General features: G+C 53.3%; 22 protein-coding genes. 13 read left to right on the top strand and 9 right to left on the bottom strand.

Going from position 1 to position 22,213, the window contains the following annotated elements; translation table 11 throughout:
• Nucleotides 1–76: 76 nt before the first annotated feature.
• On the top strand, nt 77–574 hold the full coding sequence (gene mobB / locus ACTCIA_RS02480) for a molybdopterin-guanine dinucleotide biosynthesis protein B (protein ID WP_463000226.1): 498 nt from the start codon (nt 77–79) through the stop codon (nt 572–574).
• Nucleotides 571–1,434 carry a hypothetical protein gene (locus ACTCIA_RS02475; RefSeq protein WP_463000225.1) on the top strand — a complete coding sequence of 288 codons (864 nt, stop codon included), beginning with the start codon at nt 571–573 and terminating at the stop codon, nt 1,432–1,434. Before mobB ends, ACTCIA_RS02475 begins: the two co-directional genes overlap by 4 nt.
• A gap of 38 nt (nt 1,435–1,472) precedes the next feature.
• Here ACTCIA_RS02475 and metK read toward each other — a convergent pair whose 3' ends face one another.
• The 3 genes from metK to ACTCIA_RS02460 form a co-directional block, all read right to left on the bottom strand.
• Nucleotides 1,473–2,642, bottom strand: coding sequence for a methionine adenosyltransferase (gene metK / locus ACTCIA_RS02470; protein WP_463000224.1), 1,170 nt, complete (start codon nt 2,640–2,642; stop codon nt 1,473–1,475).
• 72 nt (nt 2,643–2,714) lie between these two features.
• Nucleotides 2,715–3,629, bottom strand: a complete 915-nt coding sequence (panC, locus tag ACTCIA_RS02465) for a pantoate--beta-alanine ligase (protein ID WP_463000223.1) — start codon at nt 3,627–3,629, stop codon at nt 2,715–2,717.
• On the bottom strand, nt 3,619–4,947 hold the full coding sequence (locus ACTCIA_RS02460; RefSeq protein WP_463000222.1) for a DUF1015 domain-containing protein: 1,329 nt from the start codon (nt 4,945–4,947) through the stop codon (nt 3,619–3,621). The genes panC and ACTCIA_RS02460 overlap by 11 nt, the downstream gene beginning before the upstream one ends.
• Before the next feature lie 376 nt (nt 4,948–5,323).
• Here ACTCIA_RS02460 and ACTCIA_RS02455 point away from each other — a divergent pair, with 376 nt between their 5' ends.
• From ACTCIA_RS02455 to serA, 11 genes are all read left to right on the top strand, one after another.
• Nucleotides 5,324–6,160: a methyltransferase domain-containing protein gene (locus ACTCIA_RS02455; RefSeq protein ID WP_463000221.1), complete on the top strand. Its 837-nt coding sequence runs from the start codon at nt 5,324–5,326 to the stop codon at nt 6,158–6,160.
• Between the two features lie 143 nt (nt 6,161–6,303).
• A complete protein-coding gene (locus tag ACTCIA_RS02450) occupies nt 6,304–6,942 on the top strand; it encodes a corrinoid protein (RefSeq protein ID WP_463000220.1) in 639 nt (212 codons plus the stop codon).
• 148 nt (nt 6,943–7,090) lie between these two features.
• Nucleotides 7,091–8,572, top strand: coding sequence for a trimethylamine methyltransferase family protein (locus tag ACTCIA_RS02445; protein ID WP_463000219.1), 1,482 nt, complete (start codon nt 7,091–7,093; stop codon nt 8,570–8,572).
• A 94-nt stretch (nt 8,573–8,666) separates the two neighbouring features.
• Nucleotides 8,667–10,133 carry a trimethylamine methyltransferase family protein gene (locus ACTCIA_RS02440; RefSeq protein ID WP_463000218.1) on the top strand — a complete coding sequence of 489 codons (1,467 nt, stop codon included), beginning with the start codon at nt 8,667–8,669 and terminating at the stop codon, nt 10,131–10,133.
• A gap of 186 nt (nt 10,134–10,319) precedes the next feature.
• Nucleotides 10,320–12,380 (top strand): hydantoinase/oxoprolinase N-terminal domain-containing protein, encoded by a 2,061-nt coding sequence (locus ACTCIA_RS02435; RefSeq protein ID WP_463000217.1) that lies wholly within the window; start codon nt 10,320–10,322, stop codon nt 12,378–12,380.
• A 37-nt stretch (nt 12,381–12,417) separates the two neighbouring features.
• Entirely contained in the window at nt 12,418–12,864 is a 447-nt protein-coding gene (locus ACTCIA_RS02430) for an aminoacyl-tRNA deacylase (protein WP_463000216.1), read from the top strand.
• Between the two features lie 23 nt (nt 12,865–12,887).
• Nucleotides 12,888–13,418 carry a glycine cleavage system transcriptional repressor gene (locus ACTCIA_RS02425; protein ID WP_463000215.1) on the top strand — a complete coding sequence of 177 codons (531 nt, stop codon included), beginning with the start codon at nt 12,888–12,890 and terminating at the stop codon, nt 13,416–13,418.
• 5 nt (nt 13,419–13,423) lie between these two features.
• The gene (locus tag ACTCIA_RS02420) at nt 13,424–15,175 is read left to right on the top strand and encodes an ASKHA domain-containing protein (protein ID WP_463000214.1); all 1,752 of its coding nucleotides are present in this window, start codon (nt 13,424–13,426) and stop codon (nt 15,173–15,175) included.
• 9 nt (nt 15,176–15,184) lie between these two features.
• Nucleotides 15,185–15,922, top strand: a complete 738-nt coding sequence (locus tag ACTCIA_RS02415; RefSeq protein WP_463000213.1) for a DUF1638 domain-containing protein — start codon at nt 15,185–15,187, stop codon at nt 15,920–15,922.
• Nucleotides 15,923–15,962: 40 nt separating this feature from the next.
• The gene (locus ACTCIA_RS02410; protein ID WP_463000212.1) at nt 15,963–16,760 is read left to right on the top strand and encodes a methyltetrahydrofolate cobalamin methyltransferase; all 798 of its coding nucleotides are present in this window, start codon (nt 15,963–15,965) and stop codon (nt 16,758–16,760) included.
• 23 nt (nt 16,761–16,783) lie between these two features.
• Nucleotides 16,784–18,376: a phosphoglycerate dehydrogenase gene (gene serA / locus ACTCIA_RS02405; RefSeq protein WP_463000211.1), complete on the top strand. Its 1,593-nt coding sequence runs from the start codon at nt 16,784–16,786 to the stop codon at nt 18,374–18,376.
• 102 nt (nt 18,377–18,478) lie between these two features.
• Here serA and ACTCIA_RS02400 read toward each other — a convergent pair whose 3' ends face one another.
• From ACTCIA_RS02400 to ACTCIA_RS02375, 6 genes are all read right to left on the bottom strand, one after another.
• A complete protein-coding gene (locus ACTCIA_RS02400; protein WP_463000210.1) occupies nt 18,479–19,075 on the bottom strand; it encodes a F0F1 ATP synthase subunit B family protein in 597 nt (198 codons plus the stop codon).
• The gene (locus ACTCIA_RS02395; RefSeq protein ID WP_463000209.1) at nt 19,068–19,526 is read right to left on the bottom strand and encodes an ATP synthase F0 subunit B; all 459 of its coding nucleotides are present in this window, start codon (nt 19,524–19,526) and stop codon (nt 19,068–19,070) included. Before ACTCIA_RS02395 ends, ACTCIA_RS02400 begins: the two co-directional genes overlap by 8 nt.
• A gap of 48 nt (nt 19,527–19,574) precedes the next feature.
• Nucleotides 19,575–19,823 carry an ATP synthase F0 subunit C gene (atpE, locus tag ACTCIA_RS02390; RefSeq protein ID WP_463000208.1) on the bottom strand — a complete coding sequence of 83 codons (249 nt, stop codon included), beginning with the start codon at nt 19,821–19,823 and terminating at the stop codon, nt 19,575–19,577.
• Between the two features lie 93 nt (nt 19,824–19,916).
• A complete protein-coding gene (gene atpE, locus ACTCIA_RS02385; protein WP_463000207.1) occupies nt 19,917–21,131 on the bottom strand; it encodes an ATP synthase F0 subunit C in 1,215 nt (404 codons plus the stop codon).
• A 2-nt stretch (nt 21,132–21,133) separates the two neighbouring features.
• Nucleotides 21,134–21,808, bottom strand: coding sequence for a F0F1 ATP synthase subunit A (atpB, locus tag ACTCIA_RS02380; RefSeq protein WP_463000206.1), 675 nt, complete (start codon nt 21,806–21,808; stop codon nt 21,134–21,136).
• A gap of 6 nt (nt 21,809–21,814) precedes the next feature.
• Nucleotides 21,815–22,207 carry an ATP synthase subunit I gene (locus ACTCIA_RS02375; protein ID WP_463000205.1) on the bottom strand — a complete coding sequence of 131 codons (393 nt, stop codon included), beginning with the start codon at nt 22,205–22,207 and terminating at the stop codon, nt 21,815–21,817.
• Nucleotides 22,208–22,213: the final 6 nt, after the last annotated feature.

Raw genomic sequence — 22,213 nt, 5'->3', positions numbered from 1 at the left:
TTTTAAGCCAAATCATGGCATAGAGGAAAAAACCGGCTCCGGCAGCAGGCGGGAAAACAGCGAATGGGTTTGCGTGATGACAGATATTGTGGCGATTGTGGGCGGGAGCAACTCCGGCAAGACAACCTTGATAGAAAAATTGATTCCGGTGTTTAAACGCAAGGGATACCGGGTGGGAACCATCAAGCATGTGATGCATGAAATGGTCTTTGATCAGAGCGGCAAGGACAGCTGGCGGCATGCCAGCGCCGGAGCCGACACGGTTATGGTTGACGGCGACGAACAGATCGTTTTGTTAAAAACCCGGATACGCCCGCCCGCGGCCGACCGGCTGAAGAATTATGTCGCGGCCTATTTTTCAGACATGGACATTGTCCTGGCTGAAGGTTACAAAAAACAGAATCTGCCAAAAATTGAGGTGTACAGGGAAAACAGCCGAACCGGGCCGGTGTGCCTGGAGGATCCGAAACTGGCCGGTCTTGTAACAGATGTAAAAATGGATGCCGGGGTCCCGTGTTTCGGCCTTGATGACATTGAATCCATCGTTCATTTGATTATTCAGACAATTTCATGAAACAGGTGCTTAAAATCGCTGTTTTGATCGCCGCAATGGTTTTCACCCAGGTATGCCCGGGGTGGACTCAGGATTACGAACTGGTGGAAGCCACCGGCAGCGGCACCATTAACTGGACCCGGCGAATTGTTGAGGCAAAGGGGGCGGGCGGATCTTTTCCGGAAGCCACCAATACGGCCGACGGATGGGCGGCTGCATCCCGGAGCGCCAAACGTGATGCCTATTCACACCTGCTCAAAACCGTTGAAGATCTGCGTTTGAGCCGGCACGGCCGGGTGGGGACGCTGGTTGCAGACGATGACCGGATGCTTGCAAAAATAGAGCAGCTGCTGAAATCCTCGGAGGTCGGCAATACGGTTTACCGGTCGGACGGAACAGTGGAACTGGTTCGCCGGATGTCTTTTTCCGGCGCCTTTTCACAGTTGATCCTGCCGGAATCAATTGTTCAGCTGGAGATGAAGAATCTGGGGCGCACCGCCCTGGACCCGGATCACAGACCGTTTACCGGGCTGGTGGTGGATGCCCGGGGCGTGGATGTCAAGCCTGCCATGTGTTTTGCCATTGTGGATGAGGCGGGACGGGAGGTTTACGGGTCTGCTTACGTGAGTCGGGAATTTGTTGTTCAGCACGGCATGTGCGGTTATGTCACCGATGCCTCGGCCGTGGACCGGATCGGACGGGTGGGGAGAAATCCCCTGACGGTAAGGGCTCTGGGCACCAGCGAGGATTCGGATACCGATATTATGATCAGCAACACGGATGCATCCCGGTTGCGCAGTACAGTGGACAACCTGTTTTTTCTCCGGGAATGCCGGGTTATCGTTATTCGTGATCCGCTCACAAAAAACCCCCGGCAGTAATTGCCGGGGGTTTTTGTGCAGGGTAAACCGCCTTCGGGCTAGAGGCCCGCTTTGGACCGGATTTCATCGGCCTTGTTGGTTTTTTCCCAGGCAAAATCCGGATCATTTCTTCCAAAATGTCCGTATGCCGCGGTTTTGTTGTAGAAGGGCCGCAGCAGGTCCAGGTATTCGGTGATGGCTGCCGGCCGCAGGTCAAATACATCCCGGACGATTTCAACGGCCTTGTCCTCGGCAACTTTGCCGGTGTTGAAAAAATCCACCAGGATGGAAACCGGCTCGGCCACGCCAATGGCATAGGCCAGCTGGACTTCGCATTTTTTCCCCAGCCCGGCAGCAACCAGGTTTTTGGCAATATGCCGGCCCATGTAGCAGGCGCTGCGGTCCACCTTGGAGGGGTCCTTTCCGGAAAATGCGCCGCCGCCGTGTCTTCCCATCCCGCCGTAAGTATCGACGATAATTTTGCGGCCTGTCAGGCCGCAGTCGCCCATGGGACCGCCCACTTCGAATTTGCCGGTTGGGTTGATGAAATATTTTGTTTCATCGCCGATCATCTCCGCAGGCAGCATTTTTTTGATCACTTCCTCGATCACGCCCTCCTTGATTTGGTCGTAGGTGACATCCGGGGAGTGTTGGGTGGAGATGACCACCGTGTCGATGCGCTTGGGCCGGCCGTCTTCATACTCGATGGTTACCTGGGACTTGCCGTCCGGGCGCAGAAAACCGAGTTCATTGCTTTTCCGGGCTTCGGCCAGCCGCCTGGTAAGCTTGTGGGCGTAGAGAATGGGCATGGGCATGAGTTCGTCGGTTTCATCGCAGGCATAGCCAAACATCAGCCCCTGGTCCCCGGCGCCCTGCTCCTTGTAAAGGCCTTTGCCTTCGTCCACGCCCTGGGCGATGTCCGGCGACTGTTTGTCAATGCTGGTTACAACTGAGCAGGTCTGCCAGTCAAAACCCATGTCAGAGGAGCAATAACCGATATCCTTGATTGCGTTGCGAACCACATCCTGGAAATCCACCGTGGCCTGGGCCGTGATTTCCCCGGCGATAAAGGCAATCCCCGTGGTTACCAGGGTTTCGCAGGCCACCCGGCATCGTTTGTCCTGGGAGAGGAACGCGTCGAGAACCGAATCGGATATTTTGTCAGCCACTTTGTCGGGATGGCCTTCTGTGACAGATTCTGAAGTAAACAGATGAGATCTTTTTGTCATTGAACACTCCTTTTGTTTCAGGTTTATATTTTGATTTGTCCGAATTCACCTTATTTATAAAAGATGCAGCCGTCAGTCCGCGTTGTCCACCTGCGGATGTAAAATAATGTTGTCAATCAGGCGGGTTTCGCCCACCCGGACGGCCAGCGCCATCAGTGCGGGCCGGTCAATGATTTTTTGATCCGCCAGGGTATCCGGATCGCACACGGCGATGTAATCAATATTTGTTTCCGGGGCCGAGGCGATGATTTTTTCGACCGTTTCAATCAGGGCGGCAGCTTTTGTTTCTCCTTTTGCCACGGCCTTTTTGGCCTCTTCCAGGCCGCGGTACAGCTGCAGGGCGGATTGGCGCTGGGAAGGGCTTAAGTACTTGTTTCTCGAACTCATGGCCAGGCCATCGGATTCCCTGACAATGGGGCCTCCGATAATATCGATGCCGAAATCAAGATCCCGGGCCATTTTGCGGATAATGGCCAGCTGCTGATAATCTTTTTGGCCGAAAACCGCATAGTCGGGCTGTACAATATTAAAAAGCTTGGCCACAATGGTCATCACCCCGGTAAAATGCGTGGGTCTGGATCTGCCGCAAAGATGGCCGGGCAGATGGGTCTGGGTGATGTAGGTCTCGTAGCCTTCGGGATACAAATCCTTTTTATGGGGCATGAACAAAATGTCCACGCCGGCTTTTTCTGCCAGGGCTGCATCCCTTTCCGGGTCCCTGGGATAGGCGTCGTAATCCTCGCCCGGGGCAAACTGGGCGGGATTGACAAAAATGCTGGCCACAAGGGTATCTGCCAGTTTCCGCCCTTGCCGCATCAAAGAAAGATGGCCTTCGTGCAGATAGCCCATGGTCGGCACAAAGGCGATGGTGTTTCCCTGTGTGCGCAGGGTTTCAGCCGTTTTCCGCATTTGCCGGATATCATGGATGGTTTTGATGGCAGAGGTCTCCTTTTTGTGCTTTGCCCCTTGTTTTTCTTTATCGTTCAAGCTGGTTAAATACCTGGCCGGTGACTGCCTTGGGGTAGTAGAAAGTGGTTTTTCTCGGCATTGTCAGGCCTGCTTCGGCTATTTTGCGAACCTGCTCATTGGTGGGCGGGTTTAAGATAAAGGCCATATCGTATTCACCATTTTCCACAAGCTCAACCGCTTCGTCATGGCTGCTTGTATATCCGATCAGGGAATGATCATCCAGGCTCTGCTTGTCAAAGCCCATCAGCTTCATCAAAATCAGGCGCGTGAGAACGGTGACATCCAGGCCCTGAAGCGGTGCGGCAATTTTGTCGCCAAAAAGTTTTTCCATGACTCCGGGCTTTAATACCAGCGCATAGCATGCGGGCTCATCTTTCATGATCAGGCCGATGATGTGGTCATTTCGGTGCTTGTGCAGGGAGTTGTCAAGCGCTTCTACGGCCTTGCCGGGATTGGCGCCATCGCGGTCGAATTTCTCAATATCAAAATACTCGGCTGCCTGCTGCATAAACTGCCGGCGGGTATCTGCGGGTACGCTGGGAAGAAGCCTGTGCGTGGGCAAAATGATCAGGCCCTGGTCTTCGACCGCGCACAGATACATCATGATAAAATTGGCCGGATGGGTTTCATCAAAATCCGGATCATTCTGCCGGACCCACTCCCTGTAGTTTAAGGCGGTTTCATAGCGGTGATGGCCGTCTGCGATAAACAGGCGCCGCTGTTCCATGGTTTCTGTGACCTGCCGGCACAGTTTTGGATCGGTTATCCGCCACATGCGATGGAAATGGCCGCTGTCATCGGTGAATTCCGCCTCCGGGGAAATCTGCTGCACGTGATCCTTCAGGGTCTGGAGGATGCCGTCTTTGTCTGAATAAACCGAAAAAATATGGCTGAAATTGGCGTGACAGGCTTTCATCAGTTCCAGCCGCTCGGACTTGACCTTGGAAAAGGTTTCCTCGTGGGGCAGAATCACGCCGGATTCAAACGGCTCAAGCTGCACCGCCCCGATCAGGCCGTAACGGGTCACGGATTTTCCCTCAATGGGAAAGGTCACAGTGGTAAGGTAAAAGCCCGGGGTTTCATCCCGGATCAGCACCCCGTTTTGCCGCCAGTTCTGAAAGTCTGCGGCCGCACGGGTATAAGGATTGTCGGTTTCGTTGTCCTGTTCTGTGGCCGGGGCCTTGTCCAGCCGGATGGCATTGTTTGCATGGCGTTTGTAATAGGCCTGCTGCTCTTCTTCAGAAATCACATCGTATGGGGGCGTGACCACCAGGGAGAGGTCTTCGATTTTGCTGCGGTTATAGCGGACGCCCCTGAAAGGGTATATCTTTGCCATAAGTATCCTTTTTTCAGTATGTGGTTGCTCTTTCTGGTTCAGTTATAGTGCGAACACTGACGGGGATTTTTTAAGCTTGAAGTATTGAATTATGCCAAAAGATTATTTTTTTGTCAACAGGCTTCTTGCAATTTAGGAAAACTAATGTATTATATAGGAAAACGTTTCGTCAGAAAAAAGGGTTGACAGTTGTTGATATTTATTTTATTATATCAAAATATTATACACAATTCAATCAAATTACTCGGAAAAACTATGGGTTATCCTCGTTGAAACAAGCTTTCAAGTAAGAGGGTTATATGTTTTTTTGCAATGCACTAAAAACAGTGTAACTTATTAATTTTATAATATTTAATTCCAAAATAAGGAGGACCTGATGAGCAACGATATTCCGGAACCCGTAAAAGTTACAAAATCTTATTATGATAGTGAGGATGCTGATAATTTTTACTACACCATATGGGGCGGAGAAGATCTGCATCTTGGAATTTATGAGTCGGAAAATGATACGATATTCGAAGCCAGCCGTCGGACGATTGACCACATGGCTTCCAGATCCAGGTTCAAAGGGCAGGAGGCCAGGGTCATTGACCTCGGTGGTGGTTTTTCCGGGTCTGCCCGTTATCTGGCCAAGAATTACGGCTGGACAGCCGTGGTGCTTAACCTGAGCGAAACCGAAAACAATCGTGCCCGGAAAATGAACAAAGAGCAGGGCCTGGATCACATGATTGAGGTGGTGGACGGCAATTTTGCGGAAATTCCCTATCCGGATGCCTCCTTTGAACTGGTGTGGTCCCAGGATGCGATTTTGCACAGCGACAACCGGCAGAAGGTGCTGGAAGAGGCGTATCGGGTTTTAAAGCCCGGCGGGGAGATGATTTTCACCGATCCCATGCAGGCCGAAGACTGCCCGGAAGGGGTGCTGGGGCCGATATATGAACGGATTCATCTGGAGTCCCTGGGCTCTCCGGGATTTTATCAGGATTATGCAAAAAAAATCGGCTTTGAAGTTGTTGGATATGAGTCCCTCCACCCTTATCTGGCCCAGCATTACGGCCGGGTTTTAACCGAAATGAAAGCCCGGGAGGACGAACTGGAAAAGGTGGTCAGCCGTCAGTATATCGACAACATGAAAAAGGGCCTGCAGCATTGGGTCGATGGCGGAAACAAGGGCTATCTCACCTGGGGCGTGTTTCATTTCCGGAAAAAATAGCCGGATCCGGGCGCACCAATTAAATAGATAAAAAGAAAATTCGCCAAAGTCAAAAACAGGCATAATCTTTTTATCATGCAGCGGGAATGCGGTTTTGGAAAACTTTATGATTTTATACACCATTTACAAGGAGGAGGAGAAACATGGCAGTTGATTTGGGAAAAATGGCAGATCTGCTTATCGCGGGTAAGGTCGAAGATGTCTCCGGTTTGGTTCAGGAGGCCATTGATGAAGGCATGGAATCACAGGAAATTCTTCAAAGCGGGCTGATCGCCGGCATGGACGTTGTGGGCCAGCGGTTTAAGGCCTGTGAAATGTTTATTCCTGAGGTGCTGCGGTCAGCCAAGGCCATGAGCAAAGGGATGGAAAAACTGCGGCCCCTGCTGATTGAAAGCGGCGCCACCATGGCCGGTACCTTTGTAATCGGCACGGTTAAGGGCGACCTGCATGATATCGGCAAGAATCTGGTGGCCATGATGTTTGAGGGCGCCGGCTTCAAGGTGGTCAATCTCGGCATTGATCTCGACACCCAGGTGTTTGTGGATGCCGTCAAGGAGCACAAGCCCGATCTTCTTGGGATGTCAGCGCTTCTGACCACCACCATGCCCAAGATGGGCGAGGTGATCAACGCATTAAAGGAAGCCGGCATCCGGGACCAGGTCAAGGTCATGATCGGCGGCGCCCCGGTTACCGAGGAATTTGCAAAGGAAATCGGCGCCGATGTTTACGGAGCCAATGCAGGCAGCTCTGTGGACAAGGCCAAGGAAGTGCTGGCCGCTTAATTTGTGGATGTTGAAAGCGGGAAGCGCAGCCGCGGCCTGAATGTTTTCATGTTCGACCGCGGCTTCGCGTTTCTGCCGGCCAACCCCCTTATCAGAACGTCAAAACCCGGCTGTATTCACCTTGCCGGGTATAGATAGGAGATAGACTATGAAATCTGTAATGCCAGATATGCAACCGATGAATCAGACCGTTCAGGAGACCCCGCAATTTCGGGTTCTGACCGAAGACCAGATCGAGCAGATTTATTTTGCCGCCTTAGATGTCCTCGAGCGGGTCGGATCCCGGGTCCATCACGACGAAGCCCTGGAACTGTTTCGCAACAGCGGCGAGGCTGTGGTCGGAGATGACAAGCGCGTGCGGGTGCCGGCTTCCCTTGTGGAGCGGGCATTGAAAAATTATCCGCGCAAAATCACGCTTCAAGGCAGAAACGGTAAACGTTCCGTGGCCCTGCAAAAGGATCATGTCTACTTTGGTACGGGCTCGGATCTGCCCTTTACCTATGACCGCAAAACCGGCGAGCGCCGGCGCACCACTTATAAGGATGTGGTGGATGCCGGACGGATTGTGGATTACCTGCCCAATTTCGACTTTTTCATGTCCCACGGTATCGTAGGCGATGCACCCAATCCCCAGACCTACGACCGGCACCAGTTCATGGCCATGCTCGAAGGCTGCACAAAACCCATGGTGGTCACCAGCGTGGACGGCGAGGGCCTGGAGGACTTGTGGAAAATGGCCTGCGTGTTTCAGGGCGGCGAAGAGGAGTTTCGTCTGAGCCCCATGTTTGTGGCTTATATTGAGCCCATTTCTCCGCTGACAAATGATATCACCGCAGTGGAAAAACTTTTGTTTGCAGCGGAAAAGGGAATTCCGGCCATGTATACCCCGTGTCCCAGCTCAGGGGCCACGGCACCGGCCACCATTGCCGGCATGCTGGTCCAGTCCCTGGCTGAAACCTTGCTGGCCATTGCGCTGTGCCATCTGAAAAAGCCGGGTATGCCGCTGATCATGGGCGGGGTCACCACTGTGATGGACATGCGCACCACCACCTACTCCTATGGTGCGCCTGAAATGTCTCTGGCCTCTGCGGCCAACACAGACGTTTCCAAGTGGCTTAACCTGATCATGTTTTCCACCGGCGGGTGCTCGGATTCCAAGTGCCTTGATGAACAGGCGGCCATAGAGTCGACCATCAGCAACCTGACCGCCTTCCTTTCCGGGGCCAACCTGGTTCACGACGTTGGTTATATTGATTCCGGCGTGAACGCCTCCCTGGAAAGCCTTGTGATGAATGATGAGATCATCGGGATGGTTCGCCAGATGGGCAAGGGCGTGAGAACCGATGAGGAATATCTGGCCCTGAAGGAAATTGATGAAGTGGGCCCGGGCGGCGAGTATGTCACCCATGACCACACTTACGAGCACTGGCGCGAATGGTTTTTGCCAAAACTCATGGACCGCTCCGACTGGGAAACCTGGAACAACGAAGGGGCCAAGAGCATGTCGGACCGGGTCAATGAGGAAACCCAGCGGATCCTGGATACCCATGAGCCACTGCCCATTGATGACGATGCCAGAAAAGCGCTCAAGGAAATCATTGATGCGGCTGAAAAGCGCCATTCCAAGTAATTGAGAAATATCCGCCCCCGGCCTGCGGCCGGAAATCAAAATGGCTTTGACCGCAGAATGGATTTGTCGGATAGATCAGATAAGGAGAATGCAAATGACCTTCAGGACAAACTATACGGTAAACAGAACCCCAAGGTTTTCGCTGCTTTCAGAGGATCAGAAAGCGCGGATGTTCCGCGGGGTGATCAAGACATTAAACGATACTGGTGCAAACGTTCATCACGAAGGTGTCCGTGAGCTGCTGGCCAAAAACCGCTGTAAAGTCGACGGCAAGCGGGTGCGGATACCGCCGGAAGTTGTTCGCGACGCCCTGGCCTCTGTTCCGCCCACAACCACCATTTACAGCTGGGACGGCGATGAGGAAATGTGCTATGTGGAGCCGGGAAGAAGTTATTTCGGCCCCGGGCCCACGCCGCCCAATTTCATCGACACCGATACCCTGGAGCGCCGGCCCTATCAGCGCAAGGACGCCACCATCGTGGCCCGGGTCTGTGATGCGCTGCCCAACATCGGCTACGTCCAGTCTTTGGGTTCCATTGATGACGTCACCCACGCGCTTTCAGATGTGTATGAATTTGCCGACATGATTCAAAACACCCGCAAGGTGATCATGAACTGGGCCTTTAGCGTGGAAAACGTCATGGACGAGCATCGCATCGGCATTGTCATGGCCGGCGGGGAGGAGGCCTTTAAAAGGCATCCCAATTTCATTCACTACAGCGAACCCATCAGCCCGCTGACAAGTGATTTTGATGCCATCGGAAAATGCTATTACTGTGCCCAGCACCGCATTCCGCAGGTTTATACCCCATGCTGCATCGGCGGGGCAACCGTTCCGGCCACCCATGCAGGCCAGTTGATTGTGGCCATGTCTGAATCCATGGTGGGCGTGGTTGTCTCCCAGTTGCTCAATCCGGGTACCTGTATTCTCATCGGCGGCGTGCAGTCGATTCTCGACATGCGGCGGACCATTTATTCCTACGGTGCACCTGAGCTGTCGATTATGAGCGCGGCCTATACCGAGCTGCTCAATTACGTGGGCCTTCCCATGTATTCCACCTCCGGGTGCACGGATACCAAGAGAATGGATATTCAGTCGGCCATTGAAGCGGCTTATTCCATCCACACCGCCATGATGTCCGGTGCCAATTTTGTCCATGACAACGGGTATACCGAGTCGGGCATTACCGGCGATGTCTTTCAGACGGTCATGGATGATGAGATCATCGGCATGAGCCGCCTGATCTGCGGCGGCGTCGAGGTCAATGAAGAAACCCTGGCAGTCGAGGAAATCTGCAACGTGGGCCCGGGGGGGCATTACCTCTATGAGGACCACACCATGAAATGGTTCCGCAAGCACTGGCAGCCCACCCTCATGGACCGCAATTCCTATGAGGACTGGGACGCCCAGGGACGCCTGACCATGAAAGACCGGATTATCAAAAAGACCCGGGATATCATTGAAAATCACGAAGGTCCCGTGTCCCGTGTGCCCGAAGATGCGAAAAAGGATATCCAGAAGATTCTGGACTCTGCCGAAGAACGGGTACGATCCAAATAATCGTAGAATCAGTCGGTTAAATGGTTTCGAAAAGCCTGTGAGCGGACAATTTGCCTGCTTGCAGGCTTTTCGAATGTCCAGGGCGGTTAATTGATCTGTAATACTCTGATTTGTCAAGAATTTTGAATAAAAAACAAAATTTTTGAATTATAACAATAATTTTAAGCATATTCTCAGACAGGAAAAATGAAAACGCAGCAGCCATATGATCCCGGAGCCGGGCGGCGGGGGCTTGGTTCCGGCAAGGAAAAACAGGCAAATTATGTTGTTGGCATTGACACCGGCGGCACCTACACGGACGGGGTGCTTATGGATTACCGGTCCAGGGAGGTGCTGGCCTCAGGCAAGACCCTGACCACCCGCGAGGATCTGGCCAGCGGGGTTGTTTCGGTGCTCAAAATGCTCAAAATCAAGGACCCTTCCCGGGTGAAACTGGTGGGCATTTCCTCAACCCTTGCCACCAATTCCGTTGCCGAGGGAAAGGCCCGGGATGTAGGGCTGATTCTGATCGGCTATGACCGGGAGCTGGTAACCTCATTTCGGCTCGAGGAAAAGCTTTCAACGCCGTATTTTGAATTTTTTGCCGGCGGCCATTCCTCCCAGGGCGAAGAGCAGGCCCCTGTGGATCTCGACGGCATCCGCGCATGGGTGGAGGAAAACAAGGACAAGGTGGATGCGTTTGCCATATCCAGTTATTTCAGTCCATTGAATCCTTCCCATGAGGAATCCGCCTTTCAGGTGGTCCGGGATGTGTGTGATCATCCGGTGGTTCTGGGCCATCAGCTCTCAACCCAGCTTGATTCGGTAAAACGGGCGGCCACGGCAAGCTTAAACGCCTCGCTGGTGGCGGTGATGCATGAGTTTATCGAAGCGGTCAAGGCGTCTTTGAAAAATCAGGATATCCATGCCCCGCTGATGATCGTCAAGGGCGACGGCTCTTTGATGCCTTATACCGAGGCTGTGGAAAAGCCTGTGGAAACCGTGCTGTCCGGACCTGCGGCCAGTGCCATCGGCGGATTGTTTTTCTCCGGTCACAGCAATGCCCTGATGATCGATGTGGGCGGGACAACCACGGATATGGCCCTGATTGAGCAGGGACAGGTAACGGTATCAGATACCGGTGCCCGGGTTGGCGAGATTGAAACCGCGGTCAAGGCCGCCCGGATCCGGACTGCCTGCGTGGGTTGTGACAGCCGGATTTCCTTTGGAGGCCAGGGCGGCCGGGTGGAAATCGGACCGGACCGGGTGGTGCCGCTTTGCCGGCTGGCCTCCCGATACAGCCGGGTCCGCGAAGCGGTGATGGGCTTAACGTTAAAAGACAGCATTCATTGGAAAATTTCAGATATTGAGTTCTGGTTTCTGCATAAATCCGCTGATCCTGAAGAACTGGGCATTTCCGAGCACCGTCACATCCAGCTGCTCAACCTGCTCAACCAGGGCCCGGCAAGTGTCAGCGCCATACTTGAGGCTCTCGGGGTGCACCACCGCGTGCAGATCAAGGCTGATCCGCTGTTTCGCCAGGGTCTGATCGAACAGGCCACGTTAACACCCACGGATCTTTTGCACATCAACGGCCAGATGGATACATGGGACAGAGACGTGGCCCGTCAGGCCATGGTCTGCGCCTGTGACATATTCAGCCGAAATCCGAAAACCTTTGTCAGCCAGACTTTGGACCAGATCATTTCCATGATGGTGGAAGAAGCTGTTGTATTTCTTGCCGGCCAGGAAAAGGGCGCGGATCTGCCCGATACGGTTGACGGCCATTGGGGAAGATGGCTGCTCGAGGAATCCATCCGGGGCAACAATTCCCATTTATCGGTCAATATTTCCAGCCGGTTTCCAATCATCGGCATTGGTGCACCCGCCGGGATTTTCGTCAAGCGGGTGGCCGAAACCCTGAAGGCCCCGTTTGTCCTGCCGGCCCATGCCCACGTGGCCAATGCCGCAGGTGCTGTGGCCGGATCGGTGGTGGCGGAAAAAGAAGCGATTCTTTACGCCCAGGAGGCCGGGGACAGCCACAGTTTTATTGTCCAGATCGGAGACCGGCGGACGAGTTTTAATGAATACGAGGAAGCCTTGTCTCATGCGCGTAAAAAGGTGGACAAAATGGCCCGGGAAGTGGCCGAAGGCGCCGGGGCCAATGATCCCCAGGTAAAGGTGCGGGTTGTCACCGAAGGCGCTCTGGAGCGGATTCAGGCCCGGGCCGTGGGCAATCCGCGCCTGTCAGAGGAGTTCGGCGAATAATTGCCTGAACACGAATTATTAAGAGGCCAAAGAACCAATGACCCTTGAACAAAAAATTATCCAGTTGCTTGAAGCCCAGGGAATTTCATATGAGATTGCAGAGCATGAGCCGGTGTATACCAATCCGGCCATGGCTGAGGCCCTTGGCGTAACCGAGGGGGAAACAGTTAAATCGCTTGTGCTGGAGACAAAAGAAGGCGAGATGGTTGTCATGGTCCTGCCCGGAGACCGGAAGGTGGACTGGAAGGCAGCCGCATCTGCGGCCGGCACAAAAAAGGTTTCCTTTGCCAGGCCTGATGCGGTCAGCCGAACCGTGGGCTGTGAGGTGGGATGTGTGCCGCCGTTCGGTCACGGACTGCCGGTTTATATGGACAAGGCGCTTTTGGAAAAAGACCGGATGTATTTTAATCCCGGCGTGCATCACAAATCATTTTCAATCACCGGCAGCAGTTTAAAAAGCCTGTGCCGGCCAAGTCTGTTATAAAGAGTGGAGCAAGGGGAAGAATTATGAACCAGGAATACATCATTTCCGCAGTGGGCAAAAACGTCCCCGGCATTGTGGCCAAGGTTTCCCGGGCCGTTTATGAAAGCGGATGCAATTTTGAAGACTCCCGCATGAACCTGCTGGGCAATCATTTCGCCCTGATGGTGCTGGTTACGGCCGGGGAGGAAAAGGCGCAGCAGGCGCTTTCCGATGCCTGTGAGAGACTCGACCGGGAGCCGGATCTCAATGTGATTTTATTTGAGGTGGAAGGCGGCCGCAAGAGCGAATTTGCCACGGAAGCCAATTATGAAATCCGCGTCAAGGGTGTTGACCGCATGGGGATTGTCTACCGGACCTCCCAGTTGCTGGCATCCCGGAATATCAACATCATGGAACTGGAAACCCGGGTGGAAACCGGCAAGAACGGAAAGCCCATGTTTACCATGCGCACCAGTGTGGCTGTTCCCCGGGAAGTCGACGGGGAGTCATTGCGCAAGGATCTGAAATTTCTTGCCGAGGAAATCCCGGAAACCATTTCTCTGACCCGGATTTAGAGACCATGCCGGAAATTCAAATTCTGCCGATGAATCTGTCGGTGCGGACCCGAAAAGGTGAAAATCTCCGGGACGCCTTATACAGGGCCGGAGTTGAGCTGGAATCCCCGTGCAACGGCAAGTGCCTTTGCGGCAAGTGCCTGGTCTGCGTGGAATCGCCTGATAATGTGCCTGAAACCCCGCACAAGGAAATCACCCCTGAGCAGGCCCGGCAGGGAATCCGGCTGGCTTGTCAGCTGGTGCCGGCCTCGGATATGGTTGTCCGGGTAATCGGTGAATATAAAAAAGACGAGCACCGGATCCTGGAAGGCGACCGCGACTCAACCTTTTCTGAAAGGGATACCGGCGAGAAGGGCGCCGGCCGCAAGCATCTTTCTGATACAGAATCTCTTGTGAAAAATACGCCTGCGGCCGTCGTGAAGGTGTCCAACGGGATCTGCCGGCTGCAATATGCCGGACAGGGCGCAGAGGAGTTAAAGAACTGGCCGGAAAAAGCCGTTGCAAAGGGACTGGCCATTGATCTGGGCACCACCACCCTGGTGGTCTCGCTTATCGAGCTGCCAACAGGCCGGGAACTGGCCACCACTTCCAGTCTCAATCCGCAGATCCGTTTCGGCCATGACGTGATCAGCCGGATCCAGAAGGGATCGACGCCTGAGGGGCTTGCGGAACTGAGCCAATGTGTGCGCGACGGGCTCAATCATTTAATTGATCAGGCCTGTCAGGACTCTGGCGCGGATCCAATGGAGGTGCTGGATGTGGTTTTGGGCGGCAATACCACAATGCTGCAGCTTGCCGCATCTATTGATCCCGAGCCCCTGGGACAGGTGCCGTTTACCGTGGCCCTGCAGGGTGGCCGGGCCTACCCGGCCCGGCAATTCGGCCTTGAAGTCAACCCGGCTGCCCGGGTTTATGTGCCGCCCATTGTTCATGCCTATGTGGGCGCTGATATCAGCGCCGGGCTCCTGGTTTCCAGGCGCTTTTTCGAACCCGGCGGGGCTATGTTTTTTGTGGATGTGGGAACCAACGGGGAGATGGGGCTCAGCGCAAACAGTGAGTACCTGATGACATCCACTGCCGCCGGGCCGGCTTTTGAAGGCATGGGCATCTCCGCGGGCATGCGGGCGCGGATCGGTGCGGTGGAAGGGGTGGACACAGATGGCCAGGACCGCCTGGATATCCATACCATAGGTGACGCCCCCCCGCAGGGTATCTGCGGAAGCGGTATTATTGATATCACTGCGGCTTTGCTCAAACTCGGCGTCATTGACGCAAGCGGCCGCATGCGGCGGCCGGATGATACCAATGGCCTTGCCGGGACAATTGCTTCACGTATCATTGAAATAAACAAAATCCCGGCATTTCACCTGGGCGGCAAGGTCTATTTCACCCAGGAGGATGTCCGGCAGGTGCAGCTGGCCAAAAGCGCCATCCGTGCGGCCATGGAGATTCTGCTGCATGAGTCGGGCATGGAAGCCGGCAGCCTGGAGCGCGTTGTCCTGGCCGGCGGCTTTGGCTATTCCCTCAGGGCGCAAAATCTGGAAGCCATTGGAATGCTGCCCCCTGATACTGCGGACAAGGTTTATTTTGCGGGCAATACATGCCGGATCGGGTGTGCGCGCATGCTGCGCAATGCGGGCTATCGGCAATATCTGGAGGATAAAATGCAGTCTGTGCGGCATGTCTCCATTGAGACCCGGCCCGATTTCATGGAACTCTATGTTGAGAGCATGGAATTTCCTGAGACCAAGGAATAAAAATATCAGATGCCTGATTTGAAAACCGAAAAACAGCAAAATACAGCCGTGCCTCCGGGCCCGCGCCTGATTATCGCCTGCCGGGTGATGCAGCATGAACTCGATGCCCTGCGGCAGCAGCATAAGGATATGCAAGACCAGGACATTGAAATCTGCTACATGGATCAGAACCTTCACCTCACCCCGGAAAAAATGCCCGGCCTGATCCAGGAGCAGATTGATGCGCACGCGGATACCGCCCAGAGCATTGTCCTTGGCTACGGGCTTTGTTCCAACGGCATTGTCGGGGTCACGGCCAGAAATCAGCATATTTATATTCCACGGGTCCATGACTGCATTGCCCTGCTGCTTGGCTCCAGGCAGGCCTATTTTGAGGCTTTCCGAAAGCGGGCCGGCACCTATTATCTCACCCCGGGCTGGGTGGCCGAGGAAAAAGACCCCCTGGGGATGGTGGAACACGAGTATGGTCCCAAAATGGGGCAGGATATGGCTGAGTGGGGTATTCGTGAAGAGCTGAAGCATTATACCCATATCGTGCTCATCAACACCGGCGCAGGGGATATGGAAAAGGTTCGCAAAAGGGCAAAGGCCAATGCAGTGTTTCTGGGCAAAGTTTATGAGGAGGTTTCCGGCTCAACATCTTATTTTGAAAAATTGCTCTTCGGCCCCTATGATACGGAGGATTTTGTGTGCCTGGGACCGGGGCAGAGGGCCGGGCAAAAGCCTTTTATGAAGCAGACTGAGTAAAACAAATACAATTCACCATAAATTTTTAAGGAGGTTGACAATGCTAATTGTTGGAGAACTGATTAATTCCAGCCGCAAGGCCATCAAGGAGGCCATTGATGCCGAAGACGCGGAGGCAATCAAGAAAATCGCCAGAGACCAGGCAGAGTGCGGGGCGGACTACATCGATGTCAACGCCGGCACCTATGTGGGCAAGGAAGACCAGTACATGAAGTGGCTGGTCTCCACCGTGCAGTCCGCAGTGGAAATTCCCTGCTGCATTGACAGCCCGGATCCCAAGGTGGTGGAGGCCGCCATGGAACTGCACAAAGGCACACCCATGCTCAATTCCATTTCCCTGGAAAAGGAACGCTGGGATGCGCTTCTGCCGGTGGTGGCCGGATCGGACATTAAGGTTATTGCCCTGTGCATGAGCGATTCAGGTATGCCCGAGAGCAAGGATGACCGGTTGTCCATTGCCAGTGACCTGATCAACAGCCTGGTGAAAAACAATGTGCCGGTGGAAAACATTTACGTGGATCCCCTGGTGCAGCCCATTTCCACCAACGACTCCTATGGCATGGAATTCATGAACGCCGTTGAGGCGATCATGACTGAATTTCCGGGTGTGCATACTGTCTGCGGGCTTTCCAATATTTCCTACGGACTGCCTGAGCGCAAACTGCTCAACCAGGCCTTTATGGTCATGGCCATTTGCAAGGGGCTTGACAGCGCTATTATCAATCCCCTGGACAAGCGCATGATGGCCAATGTGTATGCAGCCGAAACCCTGGCGGGCCGGGATGAATTCTGCGGCAATTACCTGACGGCCTACAGGGAAGAAAAGCTGGTATTGTAAAATAAATCAAAGGGAGGACCTATATGACTTACAAGGTACTGGTCAGCGACAAGCTTGGAGATGCCGGAATCAATCTTTTTGAACAGGAAGACGATATTGAAGTGGATGTGAAGACCGATCTTTCCCCGGAGGAGTTAAAGGAAATCATCGGCCAATACCACGGCCTTGCCGTGCGCAGCGCCACCAAGGTCACAAAGGAACTGCTGGAGGCCGCAGACAATCTCCGGGCCATCGGCCGCGCCGGCATCGGTGTTGACAATATTGACGTGGACGAAGCCACCCGCCGGGGCATCATTGTCATGAATACCCCCGGGGGAAATGTGGTAACCACCGCAGAACATGCCATTTCCATGATGATGGCATTAACCCGCAACATCCCCCAGGGAACGGCATCCCTGAAAGCGGGCCGGTGGGACAAGAAAAAGCTCCAGGGCAGAGAGGTCATGAACAAGACCCTGGGTGTGATCGGCTTCGGCAAGATCGGCTCTATTGCGGCAAACCGGGCCCGGGGGCTGAAGATGAATGTTATTGTTTATGATCCTGTGGTCACTCCGGAAAATATCAAAAAGGCAAAATGCGAGCCGGTAAGTCTGGATGAACTCTATGAGCGCTCCGATTACATCACCATCCATGTGCCCAAGATCAAAAAGACATCCAATATGCTCAACAAAGACGCTTTTGCCAAAATGAAAGACGGCGTGATGCTGGTTCATTGCGCCCGCGGCGGTATTGTGGATGAAGATGCGCTCTATGATGCCCTGAAGATGGGAAAAGTGGGCGGGGCTGCCATGGACGTTTTTGCCACCGAGCCGCCGCCTGAGGGATTTAAACTCTTTGAATTTGACAACGTGATCTGCACCCCGCATCTCGGGGCGTCCACGGCCGAGGCCCAGACCAACGTAGCCGTTGACATTGCTCGTCAGCTCATTGCATATCTAAAAAACGATACCATTCAAAACGCGGTCAACGTGCCCTCGGTTTCCGGAAAGGTGCTTGAGGAACTCGACCCGTTTATCAGACTTGCCGACCGGATGGGGCGCATGTTGTCTCAGTTGTCCGAAGGGCATATCAAGTCTGTTGAAATTGATTATGACGGCAATTTCGGGGACAATGACATGGCCCCGGTGCGCACGGCGGTTGTCTGCGGTCTGCTCGAACCCCTGGTGCTCGATGACGTCAATGCGGTCAACGCTCCGTATCTGGCCAAGGAAAAGGGGATCAAGGTGCTGGAGTCGTCCAGTGATGATGCCCAGGAGTTTATCAACCTGATAACCGTGACAGTCAAGACCGATAAGGACACCAACGTGGTCTCCGGAACCCTGTTTGGCAAAAGTGACCCCAGAATCGTCCGCATCAACGACTTCCGGCTGGAAATGCGGCCCTCCGGTTACCTGGCCCTGATCCACAACATGGACATCCCCGGCGAGATCGGGGTGATCGGCACCATTCTCGGGGATCACAACGTCAATATCGCCCGTATGACAGTTGGGCAGGAAGAGCCGGAAGGAGAGCGCAACATTGTGTTTCTGCGAACCGACACGCCCCTGACCAAAGAGGTGCTCGACAAGCTGGAAACATATCCCAGAACCCGCCGGGTGATTTACATGGAATTGTAAGATATTTGATAGGAAAATAGGACAAAACAAAAAAGGCCCGGAAGGCCAAAAGGCTTTCCGGGCTTTTTAATGGATTTGCGTCTGAGTTTTGCCGGGGCAGGCTTAGCCTGACATACGTTTTACGCTGGTGACGTAAAAGTCAATGAGCTTGTCCTGATCATTTTCCGTGATTTCCTCCGGAAGCCGGTTTCTGGCGAGGTTTGCGGCGGTGTCCACAAGTTCGGCCATGAAATTTTTCCGGGCATCGGCAAGCCGCTGGCTGGCATTTTTCTTTTCCCGCTCAAGCATGGTTTTGCTTTGCTGCCGCGCATCATCGATGATTTGCTGCCGGGTCCGCTCGCCTTCCTCAATGATCCGCTGCTTTAATTTTTCATAACGCTCGCTGCTTTCCTGCATCTGGCTTTGGGTTTCATTGATCTGCTCCAGCAGTTTTTCCTTGCGGCCTTCGACCTTTTGGATCGACTCGGAAACCTGCAGTTTCTGGGTCTGGAGAAACTGCAGAAACGGCTTGCGGCCGTAACGGTAAAGCAGATACGCCAGTATGATGAAATTGACCCAAAGCATGATGATGTCATATACCGGGCGCCAATCTTCGGCACCGCCTTGTTCGGCCAGCGCTGCAAAGGCTGTCAGGTGCAGAAGCAGGATGCAATTAAATAGTATTTTGCAGGTTGTTTTGATACTGCCTATGTTACCCACGCGATACCCCCCGCTCCAGAATGGTTTCCATTATTGTTCCGGCCAGTTTTTCAGATTCAGCTTCAATGTATTTGCGGGCCTCGGAAATTTCCTGGTTCAGCAGTTCGGCGTTTTCCTCACGGATCTGCCCTATCTCGTTTTTGGTTTCACCCAGAATTTCCTGAGCCTGCTGGTTACCTTGATTTTTGAGGTCTTCCTTTTCCGAGTTGGCCTCCCGGACGACTTTTCTTTCGTGTTCCCACAGCTGCTGATTGAGATCCTCAAGCTTTTCAGATGACTGAAGAATCTCGGATTCTATGTTTTCGATATAATTCTCCCGTTTTCCCATGGTCTCCCGCAAGGGCCGGATCATGATCCGGTTTATGAGAAACAGAAAAATCAGAAACGATATCAGCTGGGCAATCAGGGTTTCGTTTAAGCTGATCAGTGCAAGATTTTCGACAATTTCCATCACGGGCCTTCCCGTATCAGACGATGTAATGATCTGAGTTCATCACTTTTATACCACAAACAGGAGCAACAGTGCTATGACAAGTGAATAAATACCGGTCGACTCGGATACCGCCTGACCCACGAGCATGGTTCGTGTAAGCAGTCCGGCTTCTGCGGGATTTTTGCCGATAGCTTCGCAGGCCTTGCCGCCGACAAATCCTTCGCCTATACCCGGGCCGATCGCACCAAGTCCCATTGCCAAACCGGCGCCGAGAAATGAGGCTGCATGAATAATGTGAATGCCTTCAATTGCCATTTTTCATTTCCTCCTTTTTATGATTCTGGAACATGTTTTTTGTTGCAGTAAATAATCCGGTAACGTCCTTGAGCGCTTTAACCTTTTTTAAGCCTACATAAGGAAAATGAGCACAAGGGATATAACAAGAGAGTATATTGCCGTTGATTCTGACACCGCCTGTCCAACAAGCATCACGCGGGTCAGGTCCCCTGTGGATTCTGGCCTTCGTGCCACCCATCTGGTTGCCTTGCTTCCTGTGTAGCCGATGCCTATGCCCGGACCTATTGCACCAAGGCCCATGCATAGTCCGGCGGAAAAAAACGCTGCAGAAACCGATATGTTATCTGCGGGAGCGTATTTTTTAAAGATCAGGATAAAGCTGATAAGCAGCCCGTAGATTGCAGGAGTTTGGCTGACAGCCTGGGCAAGGAGCATGATGTTTGTTACCGGGGTGACACTAAGCGGTTGGCGCGCTATTCCCTCGCAGCTGGTTTGGCCCACAAGTCCGCTGCCGACTCCGGAGCCGATAGCGGCCATTCCTGTAGCTATGCCGGCTCCAAGAATTGCTGCCGACGTAGGATGCAGGGGCAAGCCGGAAAAATTGGTAAACATGAGTATAAATGCCACCACCATTGCAAAAATAGCCGGTGTCTGGCTGACTGCAGCTCCGATAAGCATGTTGGTTGTAAGGCGGCTAGACATGGCCGGCTGTCGGGCCATGCCCGCACATGCCGAGCCCGCGGGATAGCCCGAACCTATTCCTGATCCAACGGCCCCGAATCCCATGCACATGCCTGCTGCCAGAAGAGCTGATATCATATGGGGACTGGAGGCTGAGAAGTCTATGAACATGAGCATAAACGCCACCACCATTGCAAAAATAGCCGGCGTCTGGCTAACAGCCGATCCTATGAGCATGGTGGTTGTAATGCTGCGGTTCATCTCAGGCTGAAGGGCAAGTCCGCTGCATGCTTCTCCGGCGGGAAAGCCGGAGCCTATTCCGGATCCGATGGCACCAAAGCCCATGGAAAGTCCGGCCCCCAGAAGCCCGGCGGCGGTAATCATGGATATGGTTCCGCCCACGGCAAAGAGCAACAGCACTGCAATGACCAGGGCGAAAATGGCCGCTGTTTCCGCCACAGCCTGGCCCACGAGCATCATTTTAAATATTTCACCCGAATAAACAGGATTGCGTGATGTGGCTTCGTTGGCCTTGCCAGCGGCAAACCCTTCGCCTATGGCCGCTCCTATGGCTCCTAAGCCCATGGAAAACGCCGCTCCGGCGAAAGCTGCAACTCTTACCCAGGAATCAATATCGATTGTCATGATCAATTCACCTGTACTGCTATGTAGACCAAGGTGAGCATTGTAAATACAAATGCCTGTATCGCGCCGATGAAAATAACGAAAAACGCATTGAGAAATGGGGGCAACACCAGACTGTATACCAGGTGGGATACCACAAGAATGATTATGGTTCCGCCCATGATATTGCCGAAAAGACGAAATGAGATGGATATAACCTTAGACATTTCCCCGATGATGTTTAGCGGCGCCATGAAAAAAATCGGATCAAAATAAGCCTTGATGTAATTTTTAAAACCTTTATGCCGGATGCCGGCATAATGGGCAATGACAAACCCCATTATGCCAAGGCTCAAAGGCGTGTTCAAATCGTTTGTGGGCTCGTGAAGGTGAGGGAAGAGTCCGATCCAGTTGCAAAAGAGCAAAAACATGAACAGGGCAATGATCATGGGCCCGTAGGTTTTGGCCATATCTTCGCCCAGGGCATCTTCAGTCAGGGAGTAAAACTGAAACACAAAAGTCTCCCCAATGGTCTGCAAAGCCCCCGGGATCATCTGCTGCTTTCGCGCAGCAAAATAACCGAAGATCAGAAGCCCGATGATGACCAGCCATGTCATGGCCATGATGTCAAGGTTAAACGTCATCTTGTAGTCGGACACGGTAACAATGAGCTGATTTATTTTCCCGAGTTCTTCCATATCGCGTCAATAATCCAGGTTTTTGCGGGTTGATGCATATATGCCCTGTGTGGCCAGTATCATGATCTGTATCATAAACAGGCCCACAACGGTTGCCGCTATGTTAAACGCAGAGTATTTGATTGCAATGATCAGAGGTGCGGCCAGCAGGACGTACCGGATAAAAATCGATATGCCTGAAGCAACAGAAGCGCGCCGGCGGGAGCCGGAGATTCTTTTGGGCAGGGTTTCGCCCATGAGGATGAAATTAAGGGAGCTAAAGACGGTTCCGAGAACCAAGCCCTTTCCAACGGGTTTATGACCGGCCAGAACAAGTACAACAGCTACAGAAACCGCAACGAGCATTGCGATCGAGCAGTATTTTTTCTGCACCTGCCGAATTTGTTCCTGTGGTTCCAAACTGCC

The sequence above is a fragment of the Desulfosalsimonas sp. genome, assembly GCF_055149105.1.
This window is presented reverse-complemented; position numbering and strand designations above follow the sequence as displayed.

Excerpts from the sequence above, each read along its gene's own strand:
- metK (WP_463000224.1), bottom strand. The coding sequence starts at position 2,642 with ATGACAAAAAGATCTCATCTGTTTACTTCAGAATCTGTCACAGAAGGC.
- ACTCIA_RS02430 (WP_463000216.1), top strand. The coding sequence starts at position 12,418 with ATGACCCTTGAACAAAAAATTATCCAGTTGCTTGAAGCCCAGGGAATT.
- atpE (WP_463000207.1), bottom strand. The coding sequence starts at position 21,131 with ATGACAATCGATATTGATTCCTGGGTAAGAGTTGCAGCTTTCGCCGGA.
- ACTCIA_RS02455 (WP_463000221.1), top strand. The coding sequence starts at position 5,324 with ATGAGCAACGATATTCCGGAACCCGTAAAAGTTACAAAATCTTATTAT.
- ACTCIA_RS02410 (WP_463000212.1), top strand. The coding sequence starts at position 15,963 with ATGCTAATTGTTGGAGAACTGATTAATTCCAGCCGCAAGGCCATCAAG.
- atpB (WP_463000206.1), bottom strand. The coding sequence starts at position 21,808 with ATGGAAGAACTCGGGAAAATAAATCAGCTCATTGTTACCGTGTCCGAC.
- atpE (WP_463000208.1), bottom strand. The coding sequence starts at position 19,823 with ATGGCAATTGAAGGCATTCACATTATTCATGCAGCCTCATTTCTCGGC.
- ACTCIA_RS02435 (WP_463000217.1), top strand. The coding sequence starts at position 10,320 with ATGAAAACGCAGCAGCCATATGATCCCGGAGCCGGGCGGCGGGGGCTT.
- ACTCIA_RS02425 (WP_463000215.1), top strand. The coding sequence starts at position 12,888 with ATGAACCAGGAATACATCATTTCCGCAGTGGGCAAAAACGTCCCCGGC.
- mobB (WP_463000226.1), top strand. The coding sequence starts at position 77 with ATGACAGATATTGTGGCGATTGTGGGCGGGAGCAACTCCGGCAAGACA.
- ACTCIA_RS02395 (WP_463000209.1), bottom strand. The coding sequence starts at position 19,526 with ATGGAAATTGTCGAAAATCTTGCACTGATCAGCTTAAACGAAACCCTG.
- ACTCIA_RS02420 (WP_463000214.1), top strand. The coding sequence starts at position 13,424 with ATGCCGGAAATTCAAATTCTGCCGATGAATCTGTCGGTGCGGACCCGA.
- serA (WP_463000211.1), top strand. The coding sequence starts at position 16,784 with ATGACTTACAAGGTACTGGTCAGCGACAAGCTTGGAGATGCCGGAATC.
- ACTCIA_RS02475 (WP_463000225.1), top strand. The coding sequence starts at position 571 with ATGAAACAGGTGCTTAAAATCGCTGTTTTGATCGCCGCAATGGTTTTC.
- ACTCIA_RS02460 (WP_463000222.1), bottom strand. The coding sequence starts at position 4,947 with ATGGCAAAGATATACCCTTTCAGGGGCGTCCGCTATAACCGCAGCAAA.
- ACTCIA_RS02440 (WP_463000218.1), top strand. The coding sequence starts at position 8,667 with ATGACCTTCAGGACAAACTATACGGTAAACAGAACCCCAAGGTTTTCG.
- ACTCIA_RS02450 (WP_463000220.1), top strand. The coding sequence starts at position 6,304 with ATGGCAGTTGATTTGGGAAAAATGGCAGATCTGCTTATCGCGGGTAAG.
- ACTCIA_RS02415 (WP_463000213.1), top strand. The coding sequence starts at position 15,185 with ATGCCTGATTTGAAAACCGAAAAACAGCAAAATACAGCCGTGCCTCCG.
- ACTCIA_RS02445 (WP_463000219.1), top strand. The coding sequence starts at position 7,091 with ATGAAATCTGTAATGCCAGATATGCAACCGATGAATCAGACCGTTCAG.